We start from the raw sequence: 17,212 nt of genomic DNA on the forward strand, positions 1-17,212 counted from the left end.
CATGATCGATCGGAACTAGACTCGCCAGCACATGACGGAGCCGGCATTCCCGGTCGGCCGCAAGGTGAGTCGCTTGAGCCGTCTGAGCTCCGTCAGTCCGTGTGGTAGGAGATCAGTCATGAGCGGAGTATTGGCCTGGCGTGCGGGGAACGATCGGCAGGAGCCGCGAACTGCCGCACCCACCTCGAAGACCTCATCATGACATCAGCCGACCATATTGTTTTCATCGTCGATGACGATGCCGCGATCCGGGAGGCTCTTGGGGAGTTGCTTGCATCCCATGGCACCGATTCCGTCGGATTCGAGTCGGCCAGAGCTTATATTGCTGCAGAGAAGCCGGCTCGCCCGGCATGCCTGATCCTCGACGTCGAACTGCCCGATATTAACGGGCTCGACCTGCAGCAGCAAATTGCCGGCGAAGATCATCCGCCGATTGTCTTCATTACCGGACATGGCGACATTCCTTCCTCCGTGCGCGCGATCAAACGGGGCGCAGTCGACTTTCTGACCAAGCCCTTCAGCGATGCCGAGCTGATGACGGCCGTGGCAACGGCGATCGGCGAGGATCGAAGGCAACGGGCCGACAGGGCCGAACTGAGCGGCTTGCGGCAGCGCCTCGACGCGTTGACGCCGCGGGAACGTCAGGTGCTGCAACTGGTGGTCGGCGGGCTGCTGAACAAGCAGGCGGCGGCGGAACTGGGGATCAGCGAGGCGACGCTCGAGTTCCACAGGCGAAATGTCATGCAGAAGATGATGGCTGCGTCCTTCGCCGATCTCGTGCGCATCGCAGGGCGGCTAGACATCCCGATCGCGAAGTCCCGGCGCATAGGAGAAGACCGGGATGGGTAGGCGCAAAGCGGTCGTGGCCGTTGTCGACGACGATCCCTCGGTGATCGGATCGCTTGAGAATCTGCTTGAGTCGTCCGGATATGGTTTTGTGGGCTTTGCCAGCGCCCGACACCTGCTGAATCACGGCGTCTCCGATCTCGATCTCGTCATCACCGACATCGGCATGCCGGGGATGGACGGGCTCGAGCTCCGCGAGGTGGTCAAGCGCACGCGTCCGGATCTTCCCGTCTTTCTCATAACGGGCCGTCATGAGATCGCCGACCGAGAGCGAGCGCCGCGCCTGGGTGCCGTCTTTCGCAAACCGTTCGATGTCGTGGCCCTGCTTGATGCGATCGCCAAGGCTCTGGAGCAACAAGAACTGGAGGGTGAGCATGAGGAATGACCAGGCACTCCCGCCGCGAACCAGCGGGCAGGCAACGTCTCGGCCGAGCGAGACGCATGAGCCACTCGTCACGATCGTCGATGATGATGCTGCCGTCCGCCAAGCTCTTGAGGAGCTCCTCGCATCGGCGGGCTACGAGACTGCCGCCTTTGCGTCGACACGAGAACTGCTCGAGACAGACATACTCGCCCGACCCGGCTGCCTGATCCTCGACGTGCGCATGCCGGGTTCGAGTGGCCTCGACCTTCAGAACCAACTGGTGCGCGACGGGAATCCGAAGCCGGTCATATTCCTGACCGGGCATGGCGATATTCCGATGACCGTCCAGGCGATGAAGGGCGGCGCCGTCGACTTCCTGACGAAACCGGTCCGCGACCAGACGCTGCTCGACGCCGTGGTCGCGGCAATCGCTCTCGACGAGCAAAGGCGCATGGAGGCGTTGGTCGCCCGGCGCAATATCGAGCGACTGGCGACGCTCACGCCGCGCGAACGCGAGGTGCTCGATTTCGTGGCGCGTGGCCGTGTCAACAAACAGATCGCCTTCGACCTTGGCATCAGCGAGGTGACGGTCAAGCTTCATCGCGGCAATGTCATGCGGAAGATGGAGGTGGCCTCGCTCGGCGAACTCATCCGCGCCTGGCAGACACTGCCACATTCCACCTGAAGTGCTTGAGGGCGAGACAAGCGGACGCGGCGCTCGGAGACCCTCAATCCTGCAATGGCAGGGACCCCACAAGGCGCCGACGAGACGTCCTGTTGGCCGGTTCCATCACACGGCCCTGCGCGTTGCCGGCCAGAGCTCCAGCATTCAGGTGAGGCCAAGCCCACCGTCGACGGAGATGACCTGTCCGGTGACCCACGCTCCTGCGGGGCCAACCAAATGGCTGATCCACGCAGCGATATCGTCCGGCGTACCGCGGCGCTTCAAAGGAATCTGCTCCCGTTCTGCCTCTTCGATGACGGCGGCGTGCTCCGGGGAGAGCCCCATCATACCGGTTAGCGCTCCGGACGCCGTCGGGCCTGCGGCAACGGCATTGACCCGGATACCGAGCGGTGCCAGTTCGAGCGCCCAGCAGCGGGTCAGGTGCTCGAGCGCCGCTTTGCTGGCCGCATAGTGCGAGAGGCCGGTGCCGGCCTTGTGGCCGAATGTGCTCGAAACATTGATGACGGAGCCTTGGGTCTCCGTCAGATGCGGAAGCGCTACCTTCGCCAGCAAACTCGGACCGATGACATTTACGGCCAGAATGTCGGAGATTCTGCTGGCCGTCACTTCGTGCAGAGGCAGCAGCGCACCGGCGCCGGCATTGTTGATCAGGACATCCAGGCGGCGCCACTTGCCGACGACAGCGTCGATTGTATGTGCCGCGTCGTCCGGGATGCCAGTGTCGGCCACGATCGCCATCAGGTTGGGATTGCCCGCAACCAAAGCGTCGAGCGCACTTCGCCGACGTCCGGTCACGGCGACCTGCGCGCCCATGCCGGCGAGATGGAGGGCCGTGGCACGGCCGATGCCGGAGCTGCCTCCCGTGATGAGTACGACTTTGCCATCCATGTCGGACATGATGTCATCCTTGCTATCGAAATTGGCTGCAGCAGGCTCCGCCGATTGGCGGCGTCATTCGACAAGCGCAGCGAGAAGACCTTCATGCCGCAGCGCGGCCTCGACCGCAGGCCGGCGGATGAGGCGTTCACGGAGCGACGTCAGGCGCCCGGGGGTCTCCACATCGAACCGCTTTGCCCAAAGCAGCATGACGAAGAGGTAGAAATCGGCGACGCTTGGTCGATCGCCGAAGAGATAGGCGCCGGCGAGGGTGTCGGAGATCTGATTGAGAAGTGCCGAGATTTGGGCGCTGGCGCGCGACCGTTCGGCGTCCGTCGCAGCGTGCCACATCGGCTTGAAGCTCCGGTGGATCTCGGTGGAGACGAATGCGAGCGCCTCGATCAGGCGCGTTCGACCGAGCGGGCCGGCAACGCCGAGAACGGGGTATTCGGCCGCGAGCCAGTCGAGGATCGCGATATTCTCCGTCAGCACCTCGCCCACTGTCGAGGACAAGCACCGGGACATAGGCCTTCGGCGTGATCGTGGCGAGATTGATACCGGATGCGGTTCGCTTCGTCGCGAGATCGACGCGTTCGCGCTCGAAGACGACGCCTGCTTCGAGCAGGGCGATGTGATCGGCGAGGCTGCAGGCGAGGGGGCTATAATAGAGTTTCATCATCATCTCTGCTGGCGAGCGTCGCCGCCAATGCCGCCGTTGAGGACGGCGTCGGCGGCGACTGCGGGGCGCTTCATTCGTCAAAGGGTGTAGTGAGTTCGGTCTCGTCGGTATCGACCACGAAGACCGCCAGCAGTTTGGCCGGCTCGGTCTTGCTGGCGTTCTCGCTGACACCGTGGCGATCGCCGGGGAATTCCGAGAAGGCCTCGCCGGCGCTGTAGGTCGTGACCGGCCCGTTGTTCACCTTGCTGCGGATGGCGCCATCCAGAACGCGTGCGTAGATGAAGGCGGAGTTGGGGTGCGTGTGGCCGGACGACGTACCGCCTGGCGCGTATTCCACCAGAACGACGCGCATGCTCTTGCCGGGGGCATTGGGGAGCTTCTGGTCGTAGACCAGCGTAACCTTGTCGCCGTGGGCTTCGTTTGCCGATGCGGGCAATACCGCGAGCAAGGCGAAAGCTGCAGGAATGATGAGGGCTTTTCTCATGATCGGTTCCATTTTTGCGGGGAGGCGCGGGAGATCGCGGCCGTCGGCCGCGATCGGGCGCTAGACCTTGATGAAGGCGAGTAGATCAGCGTTGATCTGGTCTCGGTGCGTGGCGGTGAGGCCGTGTGGCGCGCCTGGATAGAAGATCGCCTTGGCGCCGCGGATGAGCTTGGCGGATTTCCGGCCTGCATCATCGATCGGGACGATCTGGTCGTCCTCGCCGTGCATGATCAGTGTGGGCACGTCGAATTTCGCGAGATCGGCGGTGAAGTCGGTCTCCGAGAATGCCTTCACGCACTCATAGGCGTTCTTGATTCCGACCTGCATGCACCAGAGCCAGAACTGATCGAGGATGGATTGGGGGATCGTGGCGCCGGGACGGTTCGCACTATAGAAGGCGACGCCGAACTCCCGGTAGAATTGCGAGCGGTTGCTGGAGACGCCGGCGCGGATCGTGTCGAAGACGTCTTTCGGCAGACCCTCGGGATTGGCTGCGGTCTTGATCATGATCGGTGGAACGGCACTGATCAGCACGGCCTTGGCGACGCGCCTGGTTCCATGCCGGCCGATATAGCGTGCCACCTCGCCGCCGCCGGTGGAATGACCGACCATGACGATGTCCCGCAGATCGAGCGCCTCGGCCAGGGCGGCGAAATCGTCGGCGTAGGTGTCCATGTCGTTGCCTGAGGAGGCCTGCTCGGATCGGCCATGGCCGCGACGGTCATGCGCGATGACCCTGAAGCCATTCTGGGCGAGGAACAGCATCTGGCCGTCCCAGGCGTCGGCGTTGAGCGGCCAGCCATGGGCGAAGGTAACGACGGGGCCGCTACCCCAGTCCTTGTAGAAGATTCTGGTGCCGTCTTTCGTGGTGATCGTGTCCATTTTCGTCTCTCCTGATGTTTCGTGGGTATTGAAGGTCCCGTCGGCCGCTGCCGAAGCGGGTGTTGGCAGAGATGCCGCGAGTGCCGCGGCAAGAGCGCCTGTGAGGACCTCTCGTCTCGAGACGTCGACGGCAGGGATGCTGGTTGTCATGGTTTGTCTCCTTCGGATGCGAGGCCGCGCACAGTAGGGGCCGCGCTACCTCGCTCTGCGCGCTAGCGCCGCGTCGTGGCGGATAGGCGGAACCAGTCCTCGAAGCGGATCGACCCGAGCCGCGCGCCGGCGCCGGGCACGAGCGAGCGGTCGTCGAGCTCGGTGCCGAAATAGCGGGCGTGGGGATCGGCGATGACCTGACGCGGATCACCAGTCGCTTTCAGGAACCGGGCCACAAGGTCGCTCATACGCACGGCTTCCGGCCCGCCGATCTCGATCACGCCGTTGACCGGCGGCGCGAGCGCAACATCGGCCATCACATCGGCGACGTCGTCGGAGGCGATCGGCTGGAACAGCGCCGAGGGAACGGTGGCCGTATCGCCGACCGTCCCCGACTGGGCGATCGCGCCAAGAAACTCGAAGAACTGCGTCGAGTGAACGATCGTGAAGGGCAGACCCGACTGCCGGATCAGCTTTTCCTGCGCCACCTTCGCGCGCAGATAACCGCTATCGGGAAGTCGTTCGGCGCCGACGACCGAAAGCGCGATGTGATGCTTCACGCCGGCTTCGGTCTCGGCCGAGAGGAGGTTGCGGCCAGCCGTCTGGAAGAACTCGAGCACGGCCTTGTCCTCGAAGGACGGCGAGTTTGCGAGGTCGATGACAATGTCCGCGGCCGCGAGCGCTGCCGCGAGCCCTTCACCGGTCAGCGTATTGACGCCGCTGTTCGGAGAGGCGGGCAACACGTCGTGGCCCTTCTTGCGCAGCCGTTCGGTGGTCTTCGAGCCGACAAGGCCAGTGCCGCCGATGATGACGATCTTCATGTCGATCTCCTTGTTCTGGTTAGGATTTGGAGGAAGGCAGGGAGGCGTGCTGTCGCATCAGCGCGCCTTGGCGGCGTCCTCAATGAGCGAGGCGACTTCGCGGGGATGCGAGACCATCAGGGCGTGGGAAGCGCCGTCGATCTCGACCGTCTTCACGGCATGGGCGCGCTCGGCCATGAACTTCATGACCGCGGCCGGAATGTTGCGATCGTCCGAGCCGTAGATCACGTAGGAGGGGATGGTCTTCCAACTGGCGGCGCCGGAGGGCTCCGCAAGCGCTGCGGCTTTGATCGGCCGCTGCGTCGCTGCCATCAGCCGAACCTCGGCTGCAGGGAGATCGGCTGCGAACTGAGCCCGGAACTTCTCGGGCCGGATATAGAGGTCCTGTCCACCCTCGGGCAGCGGCACGGAGAGCAAGGCTTTGTCGAGTGTGCTGCCGGGAAACTTGACGGACAGCGACGCGCTGGATTCGCCGGGTTCCGGGGCGAAGGCGGCGACATAGACGAGCGCCTTCACCTTGCTCTTCCCGTTGGCCGCCTCGGTGATGACAGGGCCGCCATAGGAATGGCCGACGAGGACGATTGGCCCTTCGGTCGACGCGATCAGGGACGAAACCGATTGGGCGTCGGACTTCACGCCGCGCAGCGGATTGGCCGCGGCAATCGCGTGATAACCGTCGCGGCCAAGCTGGGCGAGGACGCCGTCCCAACTGGAGGACTCGGCGAATGCGCCATGTACCAGGATGATCGTCGGTTTCGACTCGGCGGCTCTCGCCGCGGCGCTGGCTGCAAGCGCGAACGACGTGCCGAGCAGCAGGGTTCGTAGGATCGAGTGCATTGCTACCTCCATGGCCGGGATGGCCGACGGGTTCGACAATGCGCTCGGGGCTGGCGTTGCAACCATTGGGCGAACGGACAGCCACCGCCATGCCAAGGTCTAGTCGGACCTCGCGACCAGGCGCGGTCGACCGGCCGCGGAGGCGCGGGCTGACTGTCGAGCGGTTGGGCTGATGCCTGGCAGAGGATGGCGACGTGCGGCCGGGTGCAGGTCACGCCAATCCGATCGATCGGCATGACCATCCCGACGTCTTGTCGGTCCTCGCCTAATGCCCGGTCGATTTCAGACGCACGAGATCAATCGCCTCGGTGAACGCGCGATCGGAGACGCAGAGGAGAATTCAGAATGTTCCGCGAGGGGGCAGCGCGCCAGGCGCAATCGCCACGGAGCGGCGGCGGCAACTGCCCGAGGATCACCATTGCTGGAAGATGGACTGAACTCGACCGGCGACCTGCACGACCTCGGCAACTTGATCCAGGTCGCAGCATCGGCGCTTAGTCGTTCCGCGGGTGGGCGCTCAATGGTTGCAGCACCGGCGCTCGGCTCGCTCGTCGGAGCAGCGAGGACCGGGCTGCAGCAACATGTCCGCGGGCTCGAACGACGACGCTGGCCGGGCCGGTATGGTCGCGTCCCTGGTGGACGTCGCGGGGGTTGTTTCCCTGTGATTGTCGTCAGTGTCAGGGATGACGACGCGGGAATGTCGCCGGAGCCGAAGTAGCGCTTCGCCCTCCCGCCGCCGTCCGCTCACTCCGGTGGCCCTGCGGGGCTTGGCAATCGCGGACCGGTCATCGCTATCCGAAGACCGGCCGAATAGCGAGGCGGTGCACTTCAAGTCCACTGCCTCGCGCTCACAGTCTGGTGCCGATTCCGATTGGCTCCGGTCGGCTGGTGCAGACCGGACCAGCGACTGACAGGATTGTTCGTCGCTAGAATGCCGGTGTGAGCTTCTGTGCGATCGACAGACGCAGCCAATCCTCGAAGCGCGTCATGGCAAAGCGTGGATGATCACCGGGCATCAGGGAGTCGTCGTCGAGAATGGCCCCGAAATACGGGGCCTGGCGGTCGGGAATGACAGGTCGCGGATCCTCATTGGCGGTGAGTATCTGCACGGCGAGCTCGTCGAGCCGGAAGCTGTCTGGTCCGACCACCTCGAGCTCCTGATTCTGGGGGCGGCCGAGCGCGATGTCACGCAGAGCGACCGCGACGTCGCCGGCGGCGATTGGCTGAACATATGCCGGCGTGACATGCAGCGCGCTGCCTTCCGGGTCTGCTTCGACGATTGCGCCGATGAACTCGAAGAACGGCGCGGAACGCAGAATGGTATAGGGCCTCTGTGAGCCCCTGACGAGGCGCTCCTGAGCCATCTTGGCGCGAAAATAGCCGCTGCCGGGCAGTCGATCGGTGCCGACCGCCGAAAGCGCCACGTGATGGCGGACGCCGGCCTCCGATTCAGCGGCGAGGAGATGGCGGCCCGATGCCTCGAAAAAGGCGAGAGCTGTTTCGGGATCCTCCGATGGGGAGTTCGACACGTCGACGACGACGGACGCGTCACGAAGGGCATCGGCAAGGCCGGACCCGCTCACGGTATCGACGCCGAGTGTAGGCGAGGCCGGCACGACCTCGTGGTCGGTCAGGCGCAGCAGCTCCACAAGTCTTGACCCGATGAGGCCGGTCCCGCCTATCACGACAATCTTCATGGCTCTCGCCCTTTCCTGGCTTCGCGTGGCGCGGCCTCGCGGCGCCTTCCTTGCGGTTGAGATGAGAGCCGGACGGGTTGGGCGCTCGCCTGCCAGTTCGTCGGCTGCAGAGAGAAACCGGAAAAACCTCTGCACTCGCCATCCCCGTCGCGTCCGGTTGACACGGCTCTCCACCTATCTATCGGCGGATGTCGTGTGATACCGTCGCCATGAAGTATAGATGGGACAGTGTATTGGTGCAGGTTTGACAATCTGGTTCTACAACGCGATATATCTCGGCTTCTGGCGAAGATGGGCTATGATTTTCTGTGATTGATGGAGCTGAATAGGCTGTCGTAGCGGCCGAGCGAAACGATCGAGATCGCGGCATAGGGGTGATATCAGGTCGATATAGATTATCTATACGATGGTCCAGGCGCATCTCCCCGATCTGTTGATTAATCTTGCTGTCGATCTGACACCAACAGAGGACAACCCGATGACCAGGATCATTTCGATGGGCTCTGCCGCCCTTCTTCTGGCCAGCATCCTTCCCGCCCATGCCGAGCAGACAACCGGTGTTGTCAGGTCCGTCAATGCATGGACCGGTGTGCTCACCTTGCAGTCCGGCGAAGCCTTCAGGTTCGACGACCCTTTCCTGCTCAATGGCATCGCGCCGGGCGACCGCGTCGGCGTGTTCCACCAGCGGGGTAACGGCGTCAATGTCTACGATCCCGATCCGGCTATCCGTGACGACATCGATGTCAACTGAGGCGCGAGCGGGAGCCGATACAGCGAATGTTGGCATCCGGGAACGCCACCCGGCGCCCCAATGCAGGGCGCGGCGATCGGAGAGCCCGGTGAGCAAACGAACGACCCATGGAACGAAGGACGGCAATCCTTCGGTATCGGCCGCGGTCGACCAGGAACAGTCTGTGCGCGATGGGACCGACGAGGCAATCCGACCCGAGGCACTGCTCGACCCAAGATCGGGGAGGGGCGAAACCACTCCGGTTCGACCGCCTCGAGGTCCATCGCGGCTTTGGCGCTCTCATTGAATCCCGGCCAAGGGGGGTGGCCCCATGCGCCGCTCCAGGGTCCCGACCTCCATGACTATATTGGACGCGCCCGGCTTTCACGTTGCCCTGCTCGGTATAGCGGGCATCGCGGTCTGGTGGATCATCCCGCGTCGCCGTTCGACGACGCGGCTGTATGTGCAGATTGGCTTCTTCCTCGCGATGTCTGCTTTGCTCCTGGAAGATGTCGTCATTCCCTACGCGCCGGACACTGCGAACCGGGAAGTGATCGCAGCCGCCGTGCTAACGACAGCCAAGCTGTTATGGTGGGTGCATCTCGCCTGGGCGCTGATCGGCATTGTCCGCCTCTATCTCGTGTTCGAGCGGAGGCCGCGCGAAGCACGCCTCATTCAAGAGGTCGTCGTCGGCGTCGTCTATGTCGGCACGGCTCTATCGATCCTGTCATTCGTCTTTGCCGTGCCGGTGGGCACGCTCATCGCCACATCGGGCGCGCTCGCGCTTGTCCTGGGTCTCGCACTTCAGACGACGCTAAGCGACGTCTTTTCTGGCATCGCCCTTACGGTCGGCCATCCCTATGGTCTCGGAGACTGGATCATGCTCGATGACGGCACTGAAGGACGGGTCGTCGAGACCAATTGGCAATCCACCCATCTTCTGACGGCTGGACACAATATCGTCGTGCTGCCGAACAGTGTTCTGGCCAAACTGGCGCTGACCAATGTCAGCAGCCCCGATGAGTCCCACGGTCTCTCTGTGACGGTCAGGATCGCCGCGACGACGTCTCCCGCCGCCATCGTGGCAGTCATGCAAACAGCGCTCTCCAGTTGTGATGTGATTCTCGACGAGCCCGCTCCGCTAATTGTCATTCGCGACATCGATGATGCAGCGGTCGAGCTCGATCTCTGGGCCCGGGTCGCCAATGTCGAGGGCCGGGTCGCGGCCAGAAACGCGATCGTCGATCTCGTCTATCGCCACAGCCGGGCCGCCGGGCTTTCTTTGGCTCCCCCTGCCGTGGCGGCACGAGCGGGCCTGTTCACTCATGTGGCCATGCAACTGCCAGAAGCGCTCGAACTCATCCGCTCCTCTCCGGTCTTTGCTGCGCTCGATCAGGACGAAGCGCGGTCGCTCGCCGCATCCGCGCAATTCCGCCGCTTCCACCGCGATCATGCTGTCGGTCCACAAAGCGTGGCACAGCCATCGCTGATGATCATTCGAACCGGTGTGGCGATCTGGGAGGAAGCCCGCGGGGGAGGCACATTCGCGAGGGGCCATCTGGCGCCTGGAGACGTCTTCGACGCCGCCTCGCCGGCCGCCTCTGGAGACGGTTTCTCGTTGCGCGCAATGACAGAGATGACGGTCTACGAAATCGAGGCCGGACGTGCCGCGCGGCTCCTCGCCGATCACCCCGAGGTGGCCAGAGAGATTTCGGCGGCATTCGAACGGATGCCCGTCTTACCAGAGCCTGCAAAGGTAAGTCCGTCGCAGGGGGCGTCGGGGTTGGCGCGTTCCCTTCACAACCTGCTGCTCTCGAAGTCTCGCGGCGATGCATCCAGCCGTCACGGGCCGCCAGCAGAGCCACGGAGCTGAGGCCGCAAGCTCAACGATTTCCATGGGTTGAACCGCCCCAGTTTCGGTCGCATGCCCTTTGGTTTGAGGCAGGCCGCCAAGGCATGTTCTTTCAGCTCGAGCGTGTGGTGGGCGCCCGCGTGCGGCTCGACATGAAGCTGGAGTCTGGCGGGCAGCCTATGCCGATAAGGGCAACGGCCACGATGCACCGCCACGCGTCGCGAGGGCGACCAGTACCGAGAAGTCCCTCCAATCAACATCGGGCATGCGGATTGAGCACTTGATGCCCGACTGTTTGCGATGGCTCGGCTGTCGAGAGGCAATTGCTGGAATGCCCATCATTCGGAACATTAGCCCAGTTGCCTTCGGGGGGGTGCGGCGGGAGCTGACCTTGCCCATACGGTGATTGACTCACGGAACAAAACGTGAACATATGTGGATATCGCAGTGTTTTCAGAGGATAACGCCATGACGATACTTGTTCGCGATCTCGCCGCTCTCGCAGCCCTCGGTCTCTTCGTCGCCACCGTCAGCCTCTGGTCGGACCTGATCGTCCACATCGTCTGAGGCGGGCGGCTGCGTCGATCCGCTCGTGGAGTGGACGCGGCTGTTGTGGACCTGGCCGGGCGACTCGGAGGACAATGGCGGCTTGTTGCTCGGTCGAGAGGTCAACCGCATGAGCCGTCCGGTCGCAGAGGATCGCCTCGTCAAGGATGTCGGCTTCGTCCATCTGCGCGTGCATTCCGCCTATTCGTTGCTCGAAGGCGCGCTGCCGCTGAAGACGCTGACCAAGCTCGCGATCGCCGACAAGATGCCGGCACTCGCCCTCACGGATACGGGCAATCTGTTCGGGGCGCTGGAATTCTCCGAGAAGATGGTCGAGATCGGCATTCAGCCGATCATCGGCTGCCAGATGGCGATCGACTTCGACGACGGCTTCGAGCCGAGCCGTCGTCCGCTGCCGGGTCAGAAATCGCTCGCCGATCTCGTCATGCTGGCCGCGAGCGAGGAGGGATACTGGAATCTGGTCCGCCTCGTCTCGCGCTCCTTCATGGAGACGGATTCGGGCGACCGCCCGCATATTTCGATCGCCGATCTCGAAGGCGCGCATCAGGGGCTCATCGTGCTGTCCGGCGGCGGCAACGGGCCGGTCGACCAGGCGATCCGGGTCGGGCAGGGTGCCTTTGCGGAGAAGCGGCTGGAGCGTCTGGCCGCCATGCTGGACAACAGGCTCTATGTCGAATTGCAGCGTCACAAGACGCCGGATGAACTGCGCACCGAGCCGGAGCTGGTTTCGCTCGCCTATCGCCACGGTCTGCCGCTGGTCGCGACCAATGAGGCGTTCTTCCCGAAGCGCGGCGATTACGAGGCCCATGACGCGCTGATCGCCATCGCCGAGGGTGCGGTGGTGGCGGACGACAAGAGGCGCCGGCTGACGGCGGAGCATTATTTCAAAAGCCGCGCCGAGATGGTGTCGCTGTTCTCCGACCTGCCCGAGGCGGTCGGCAATTCGGTCGAGATCGCGCTGCGCTGCCATTACCGGCCGCTGAAGCGCAAGCCGATCCTGCCGCGCTTCGCCGGCGCCGATGCCGATGCGGAGGAGGCGGAAAAGGCCGAGGTGGCGGCGCTGCGCCAGCAGGCACGCGACGGGCTGGAGAAACGCCTCGCCTTCCATGGCCGCGCGCCGGGATTGTCGGAGGAAGATTACTGGTCGCGGCTCGAATTCGAGCTCGGCGTCATCGAGAAGATGAAGTTCCCCGGCTACTTCCTGATCGTCGCCGACTTCATCAAATGGGCCAAGGCACAGGGCATTCCGGTCGGGCCGGGCCGCGGCTCGGGCGCGGGCTCGCTGGTCGCCTGGTCGCTCACCATCACCGATCTCGATCCGATGCGCTTCGCGCTGCTGTTCGAGCGCTTCCTCAATCCCGAGCGCGTCTCGATGCCGGATTTCGACATCGATTTCTGCCAGGACCGCCGCGACGAGGTCATCAACTACGTCCAACAGAAATATGGCGCCGCGCAGGTCGCGCAGATCATCACCTTCGGTACGCTGCAGGCGCGCGCCGTGCTGCGCGATGTCGGCCGCGTGCTGCAGATGCCCTATGGCCAGGTCGACCGGCTCTGCAAGCTCGTGCCGCAGAACCCGGCCAATCCCGTCTCGCTCGACAAGGCGATCGAGGACGAGCCGCGCCTGCGCGCCGCCCGCGACGAGGAGCCGATCGTCGCCCAACTGCTCGACATGGCGCAGAAGCTCGAGGGCCTCTATCGCCACGCCTCGACGCATGCCGCAGGCATCGTGATCGGCGATCGCCGGCTGGATGCGCTGGTGCCGCTCTATCGCGACCCGCGCTCCTCCATGCCGGTGACCCAGTTCAACATGAAATGGGTCGAGAGCGCCGGGCTGGTGAAGTTCGACTTCCTCGGCCTGAAGACGCTGACCGTCCTCGAAACCGCTGTAAAGCTCGTCGCCAAGCGCGGGATAAAGCTCGATCTTTCGGCGCTGCCGCTCGACGACAAGCTCTCCTACGACATGCTGACGCGGGGTGAGACGGTCGGCGTGTTCCAGTTGGAAAGCCAGGGCATGCGCAAGGCGCTGGTCGGCATGCGGCCGGACCGGTTCGAGGACATCATCGCCCTCGTCGCGCTCTATCGCCCTGGCCCGATGGACAATATCCCGACCTACAACGCCCGCAAGCATGGCGAGGAGAAGCCGGACTATCTCCACCCCCTGCTGGAGACGGTGCTGAAGGAGACCCACGGCGTCATCATCTACCAGGAACAGGTGATGCAGATCGCGCAGATCCTGTCCGGCTATTCGCTCGGCGAAGCGGATCTTCTGCGCCGTGCCATGGGCAAGAAGATCAAGGCCGAAATGGATGCGCAGCGCGTGCGCTTCGTCGAGGGCGCCGTCAAGCAGGGCCTGACCAAGGAACGCGCCGACACGATCTTCGACCTCCTGGCGAAATTCGCCGATTACGGCTTCAACAAGAGCCACGCGGCCGCCTATGCGCTGGTCGCCTACCAGACCGCCTATATGAAGGCGAACTATCCGGTCGAGTTCCTGGCGGCGTCGATGACGCTCGACATGGGCAATACCGACAAGCTGAACGATTTCCGCCGCGAGGCGATGCGACTCGGCATTACGGTTGAGCTTCCCTCGGTCAACCGCTCGGGCGGCGTCTTCGACGTCGAGGATGGGCGGATCCTGTATTCGCTCGCAGCGATCAAGGGCGTCGGCGGGCAGGCGATCGAGCATCTGGTCGAGGCGCGGGGTGAGCGCCCCTTCAGCGATCTCGCCGATTTCGCCGCGCGCATCAACCCGAAGATCCTGAACAAGCGCACGCTGGAAAGCCTGATCGCAGCCGGCGCGTTCGATGCCTTCGAGCGCGATCGCGCCCAGATCCTGGCCGGTGCCGAGCGCATCCTCGCCATGGGCGCGCGTGTGGTCGAAGGCTCGATGAGCGGGCAGAACGATTTCTTCGGCGGCGGCGGCGCGCAGCGCGAGCCGCTGATCCTCCCGCCGGTCGAGCCCTGGTTGCCCTCGGAGCGATTGCAGCGCGAGCATGCGGTGGTTGGCTTCTATCTCTCCGCCCATCCGCTCGATGAATATGCGCCAGTGCTGCAGCGGCTGCGCGTGCAGAGCTGGGCCGATTTCTCCGAGGCGGTGCGGCGCGGCGCTTCGGCCGGCCGTCTCGCCGGCACGGTCACGGCGCGGCAGGAGCGCAAGACCAAGACCGGCAATCGCATGGGCATCGTCCAGTTTTCCGACCCGACGGGCCAGTTCGAGGCGATTCTGTTCTCGGAGGCGCTGAACGAGTTCCGCGATCGGCTGGAGCCGGGCAATTCGGTGGTCGTGCAGGTCGGTGCGGAAGATCGGCCCGAGGGCATCAGCGTGCGCATCATCTCGGTCAAGCCGCTCGACGAGGTGGATAGTGGGCTCAAGCAACTGCGTGTCTTCCTGCGCGGCGAGGAGCCCTTGCGCAGCATTCAGCGCCATCTCGCGCGCGGCAATGGCGATGGCGATGTCAGCCTCGTGCTGCTGCTCGACCGGGGCGCGCGCGAAGTCGAGGTCCAGCTTCCCGGCCGCTATCAATTGTCGCCGCAGATCGCGAGCGCGCTCCGCGCCGTGAACGGCGTCGAGCATGTCGAGCTGGTTTAGGGCAGGGCTGTTCCTGCCCTAAAGCTCTGTGAGCCGGGTTGCGCGTCGGCCGGCTCTCAAGCCGCCGTCACGACGAGCGCCTGCATCGGCGCATGGAAGGGGCCGGCGCCGAACCGCGCGGTGATCGCCGCCGCCGTAGCGTCGGTCGCCCGCATGAGGCCGTTCGGATCGCGGGCCTCGATCTCGCCCCGCAGCGGCGAGCCCTGGCAGCAACCGGTCGCGGGATGCGTCGCATCCGCCACGGCGCCTTGCGTGCGCGCCTCCTCGATCGTGACCGACCGGAAGCCGGCTTCGCGCAGATCGCGCTCGATCCGCGCCTTGTCATGATAGCCGCAGGGTGTGCGGGCGAGAAAATGCGGCGGGTCCTCCGGAAACAGGCCCGCCACGGTCTCGTCGGCAATCGCCATCAACGGATTGGCGTCGATCCGGTCCCAGACGGTGAAGATGAAGCGGCGGCCGGGCTTGAGCACGCGCTGTGCCTCGCGATAGGCGGCCTGCTTGTCCGGCATGAACATGACGCCGAAAGACGAGACGACGACGTCGAAGGTGGAATCGGCGAAGGGCAGGGCCTGCGCATCCGCCTGCCGCCATGTCACCCGGCCATCAGCCAACCGCGCGGCGGCGACGTCGAGCATGGCCTGGTTGAGATCGGTCGCGACGAGGCTGCTTGCCGGCCAGGCGGATGCGAGCGCGCGCGTGACGATGCCGGTGCCGGCGGCGGTCTCGAGGATCGTCTGGTCGGTCGCGTCGAGCCGGCCGGCGAGAAGTTCGGCATAGGGCTGGAACAGGATCGGCCCGAGATAGCGGTCATAGACCTGCGGGACGGGACCCGCGAAGACCTTGTCGGATTCCATTGGAGCAGCCTCCCAGGAGCATCGCGCCGCCAAGGCGTTCTCCGCCCCGGCTGGCTCATGTTGTTGCGGCGCCTTGATGGGCCTGCATCCCCCGGGAGTTGTTCGTCACGCTGCCGATGGCGCCGTGATCGACCGGCGGGTGGCGAACGCGCTATTCTAGCACGGATCGCAGGCACGGCCGGCATCGCAATGGCGTGTTCCGCTAGAGCCGGGAGACCGCGCGCTGCGGCGGGCGGCACCGGCTCGAGCCGAACAGGGGCTGGACATCGCGGCGCCATGCTTGCCAGCCGCGCCTTGCCTTCTGTGACTTTCGCGACTATAAGGCGCGCATTCCACACGTGGGGCTCGGGTTCCGGCGGCGATCAGTATCGTTTGTCGAAACCCACCGGTGCCGCAGACGCGGCTTTCCCCACGGAGGTTCAACCGGTAAAAGGATACCTGTACTATGGCAGTTCCTGATTTCTCCATGCGCCAGCTTCTCGAAGCCGGCGTGCATTTCGGTCACCAGAAGCACCGCTGGAATCCGAAGATGGCGCCCTATCTCTATGGCGTCCGCAACAACATCCACATCATCGATCTCGCCCAGACCGTGCCGATGCTGCATCGCGCGCTGCAGGCGGTGAGCGACACCGTCGCCGGTGGTGGTCGCGTTCTCTTCGTTGGCACGAAGCGCCAGGCTGCCGAGCCGGTCGCTGCTGCCGCCAAGCGTTGCGCGCAGTATTATGTCAATTCGCGTTGGCTCGGCGGCATGCTGACCAACTGGAAGACGATCTCGCATTCGATCCAGCGCCTGCGTCACCTCGACGAACTGCTGTCGTCGGACGTGCAGGGCCTGACCAAGAAGGAGCGTCTGACGCTGTCGCGCGAGCGCGACAAGCTCGAGAACGCCCTCGGCGGTATCAAGGACATGGGCGGCATTCCGGACCTCCTCTTCGTGATCGACACGAACAAGGAAGCCCTCGCCATCCAGGAAGCACGCCGCCTGCACATTCCGGTCGCCGCGGTGATCGACTCGAATTCCGACCCGGACGGCATTACCTATCCGATCCCGGGCAATGACGATGCCGGCCGCGCCCTGACGCTCTATGGCGATCTCATTGCGCGCGCAGCGCTCGACGGCATCCTGCGGGCCTCCGGCTCGGCTGGTGTCGATATCGGCGCCGAGGAAGAGGTCTATGACGATGCGGTTCCCGCCGAGGAGCCCGTCGCCGAAGTGACCGCCGCCTGAATTTAATCGAGCGGCCGCGCCGATGCGCGGTTGCCCATGACCGAAGACAGACCAGCAGCCGGGCGCCT

At 64.4% G+C, this 17,212-nt stretch carries 15 protein-coding genes; 7 read left to right on the forward strand and 8 right to left on the reverse strand.

The features are described 5' to 3' along the window. Nucleotides 1-198: 198 nt before the first annotated feature. The 3 genes from QO014_RS01690 to QO014_RS01700 are packed head-to-tail and all read left to right on the forward strand — an operon-like array spanning nt 199 to nt 1,895. Complete coding sequence (locus QO014_RS01690) at nt 199-849, forward strand: response regulator transcription factor (RefSeq protein ID WP_266346914.1); 651 nt, start codon at nt 199-201, stop codon at nt 847-849. Beyond that, nucleotides 842-1,231 carry a response regulator gene (locus QO014_RS01695; RefSeq protein WP_266346915.1) on the forward strand — a complete coding sequence of 130 codons (390 nt, stop codon included), beginning with the start codon at nt 842-844 and terminating at the stop codon, nt 1,229-1,231. Before QO014_RS01690 ends, QO014_RS01695 begins: the two co-directional genes overlap by 8 nt. Beyond that, nucleotides 1,221-1,895, forward strand: a complete 675-nt coding sequence (locus tag QO014_RS01700) for a response regulator transcription factor (RefSeq protein ID WP_266346916.1) — start codon at nt 1,221-1,223, stop codon at nt 1,893-1,895. Before QO014_RS01695 ends, QO014_RS01700 begins: the two co-directional genes overlap by 11 nt. A 144-nt stretch (nt 1,896-2,039) precedes the next feature. Here the strand turns inward: QO014_RS01700 and QO014_RS01705 are convergent, their stop codons facing one another. The 7 genes from QO014_RS01705 to QO014_RS01735 all read right to left on the reverse strand — a co-directional run bounded on the left by QO014_RS01705 (nt 2,040) and on the right by QO014_RS01735 (nt 8,321). Beyond that, nucleotides 2,040-2,792: an SDR family NAD(P)-dependent oxidoreductase gene (locus QO014_RS01705; protein WP_266346917.1), complete on the reverse strand. Its 753-nt coding sequence runs from the start codon at nt 2,790-2,792 to the stop codon at nt 2,040-2,042. 54 nt (nt 2,793-2,846) lie between these two features. Next, nucleotides 2,847-3,284 carry a glutathione S-transferase C-terminal domain-containing protein gene (locus QO014_RS01710; RefSeq protein WP_266346918.1) on the reverse strand — a complete coding sequence of 146 codons (438 nt, stop codon included), beginning with the start codon at nt 3,282-3,284 and terminating at the stop codon, nt 2,847-2,849. Nucleotides 3,285-3,520: 236 nt separating this feature from the next. Then, nucleotides 3,521-3,934, reverse strand: a complete 414-nt coding sequence (locus QO014_RS01715) for a cupin domain-containing protein (protein WP_266346919.1) — start codon at nt 3,932-3,934, stop codon at nt 3,521-3,523. A 60-nt stretch (nt 3,935-3,994) separates the two neighbouring features. Further along, nucleotides 3,995-4,966, reverse strand: a complete 972-nt coding sequence (locus tag QO014_RS01720) for an alpha/beta fold hydrolase (protein WP_266346920.1) — start codon at nt 4,964-4,966, stop codon at nt 3,995-3,997. A 62-nt stretch (nt 4,967-5,028) separates the two neighbouring features. Then, the gene (locus tag QO014_RS01725; RefSeq protein WP_266346921.1) at nt 5,029-5,787 is read right to left on the reverse strand and encodes an SDR family oxidoreductase; all 759 of its coding nucleotides are present in this window, start codon (nt 5,785-5,787) and stop codon (nt 5,029-5,031) included. A gap of 57 nt (nt 5,788-5,844) precedes the next feature. Beyond that, the gene (locus tag QO014_RS01730; RefSeq protein WP_266346922.1) at nt 5,845-6,624 is read right to left on the reverse strand and encodes an alpha/beta fold hydrolase; all 780 of its coding nucleotides are present in this window, start codon (nt 6,622-6,624) and stop codon (nt 5,845-5,847) included. A 926-nt stretch (nt 6,625-7,550) separates the two neighbouring features. Continuing rightward, nucleotides 7,551-8,321 (reverse strand): SDR family oxidoreductase, encoded by a 771-nt coding sequence (locus QO014_RS01735; protein WP_266347761.1) that lies wholly within the window; start codon nt 8,319-8,321, stop codon nt 7,551-7,553. A 406-nt stretch (nt 8,322-8,727) separates the two neighbouring features. Here QO014_RS01735 and QO014_RS01740 point away from each other — a divergent pair, with 406 nt between their 5' ends. The 3 genes from QO014_RS01740 (at nt 8,728) to dnaE (ending at nt 15,062) form a co-directional block, all read left to right on the forward strand. Next, nucleotides 8,728-9,072: a hypothetical protein gene (locus QO014_RS01740; RefSeq protein ID WP_266346923.1), complete on the forward strand. Its 345-nt coding sequence runs from the start codon at nt 8,728-8,730 to the stop codon at nt 9,070-9,072. A gap of 337 nt (nt 9,073-9,409) precedes the next feature. After that, entirely contained in the window at nt 9,410-10,924 is a 1,515-nt protein-coding gene (locus QO014_RS01745) for a mechanosensitive ion channel family protein (RefSeq protein ID WP_266346924.1), read from the forward strand. Between the two features lie 655 nt (nt 10,925-11,579). Continuing rightward, complete coding sequence (gene dnaE / locus QO014_RS01750) at nt 11,580-15,062, forward strand: DNA polymerase III subunit alpha (protein ID WP_266346925.1); 3,483 nt, start codon at nt 11,580-11,582, stop codon at nt 15,060-15,062. A gap of 56 nt (nt 15,063-15,118) precedes the next feature. Here dnaE and QO014_RS01755 read toward each other — a convergent pair whose 3' ends face one another. Further along, the gene (locus QO014_RS01755; RefSeq protein WP_266346926.1) at nt 15,119-15,916 is read right to left on the reverse strand and encodes a class I SAM-dependent methyltransferase; all 798 of its coding nucleotides are present in this window, start codon (nt 15,914-15,916) and stop codon (nt 15,119-15,121) included. A gap of 445 nt (nt 15,917-16,361) precedes the next feature. Here QO014_RS01755 and rpsB point away from each other — a divergent pair, with 445 nt between their 5' ends. Then, nucleotides 16,362-17,144: a 30S ribosomal protein S2 gene (rpsB, locus tag QO014_RS01760; RefSeq protein WP_266346927.1), complete on the forward strand. Its 783-nt coding sequence runs from the start codon at nt 16,362-16,364 to the stop codon at nt 17,142-17,144. The last annotated feature ends 68 nt before the right edge of the window (nt 17,145-17,212 follow it).

Source organism: Kaistia dalseonensis, assembly GCF_030814715.1.
Lineage (GTDB): Bacteria > Pseudomonadota > Alphaproteobacteria > Rhizobiales > Kaistiaceae > Kaistia > Kaistia dalseonensis.

Bases quoted from the DNA above. Each gene is read 5' to 3' on its own strand.
- QO014_RS01705 (WP_266346917.1), bottom strand. From the start codon at position 2,792: ATGTCCGACATGGATGGCAAAGTCGTACTCATCACGGGAGGCAGCTCC.
- QO014_RS01700 (WP_266346916.1), top strand. From the start codon at position 1,221: ATGAGGAATGACCAGGCACTCCCGCCGCGAACCAGCGGGCAGGCAACG.
- QO014_RS01755 (WP_266346926.1), bottom strand. From the start codon at position 15,916: ATGGAATCCGACAAGGTCTTCGCGGGTCCCGTCCCGCAGGTCTATGAC.
- QO014_RS01690 (WP_266346914.1), top strand. From the start codon at position 199: ATGACATCAGCCGACCATATTGTTTTCATCGTCGATGACGATGCCGCG.
- QO014_RS01730 (WP_266346922.1), bottom strand. From the start codon at position 6,624: ATGCACTCGATCCTACGAACCCTGCTGCTCGGCACGTCGTTCGCGCTT.
- QO014_RS01725 (WP_266346921.1), bottom strand. From the start codon at position 5,787: ATGAAGATCGTCATCATCGGCGGCACTGGCCTTGTCGGCTCGAAGACC.
- QO014_RS01740 (WP_266346923.1), top strand. From the start codon at position 8,728: ATGGTCCAGGCGCATCTCCCCGATCTGTTGATTAATCTTGCTGTCGAT.
- QO014_RS01735 (WP_266347761.1), bottom strand. From the start codon at position 8,321: ATGAAGATTGTCGTGATAGGCGGGACCGGCCTCATCGGGTCAAGACTT.
- QO014_RS01720 (WP_266346920.1), bottom strand. From the start codon at position 4,966: ATGACAACCAGCATCCCTGCCGTCGACGTCTCGAGACGAGAGGTCCTC.
- rpsB (WP_266346927.1), top strand. From the start codon at position 16,362: ATGGCAGTTCCTGATTTCTCCATGCGCCAGCTTCTCGAAGCCGGCGTG.
- QO014_RS01715 (WP_266346919.1), bottom strand. From the start codon at position 3,934: ATGAGAAAAGCCCTCATCATTCCTGCAGCTTTCGCCTTGCTCGCGGTA.
- QO014_RS01695 (WP_266346915.1), top strand. From the start codon at position 842: ATGGGTAGGCGCAAAGCGGTCGTGGCCGTTGTCGACGACGATCCCTCG.
- QO014_RS01745 (WP_266346924.1), top strand. From the start codon at position 9,410: ATGACTATATTGGACGCGCCCGGCTTTCACGTTGCCCTGCTCGGTATA.
- dnaE (WP_266346925.1), top strand. From the start codon at position 11,580: ATGAGCCGTCCGGTCGCAGAGGATCGCCTCGTCAAGGATGTCGGCTTC.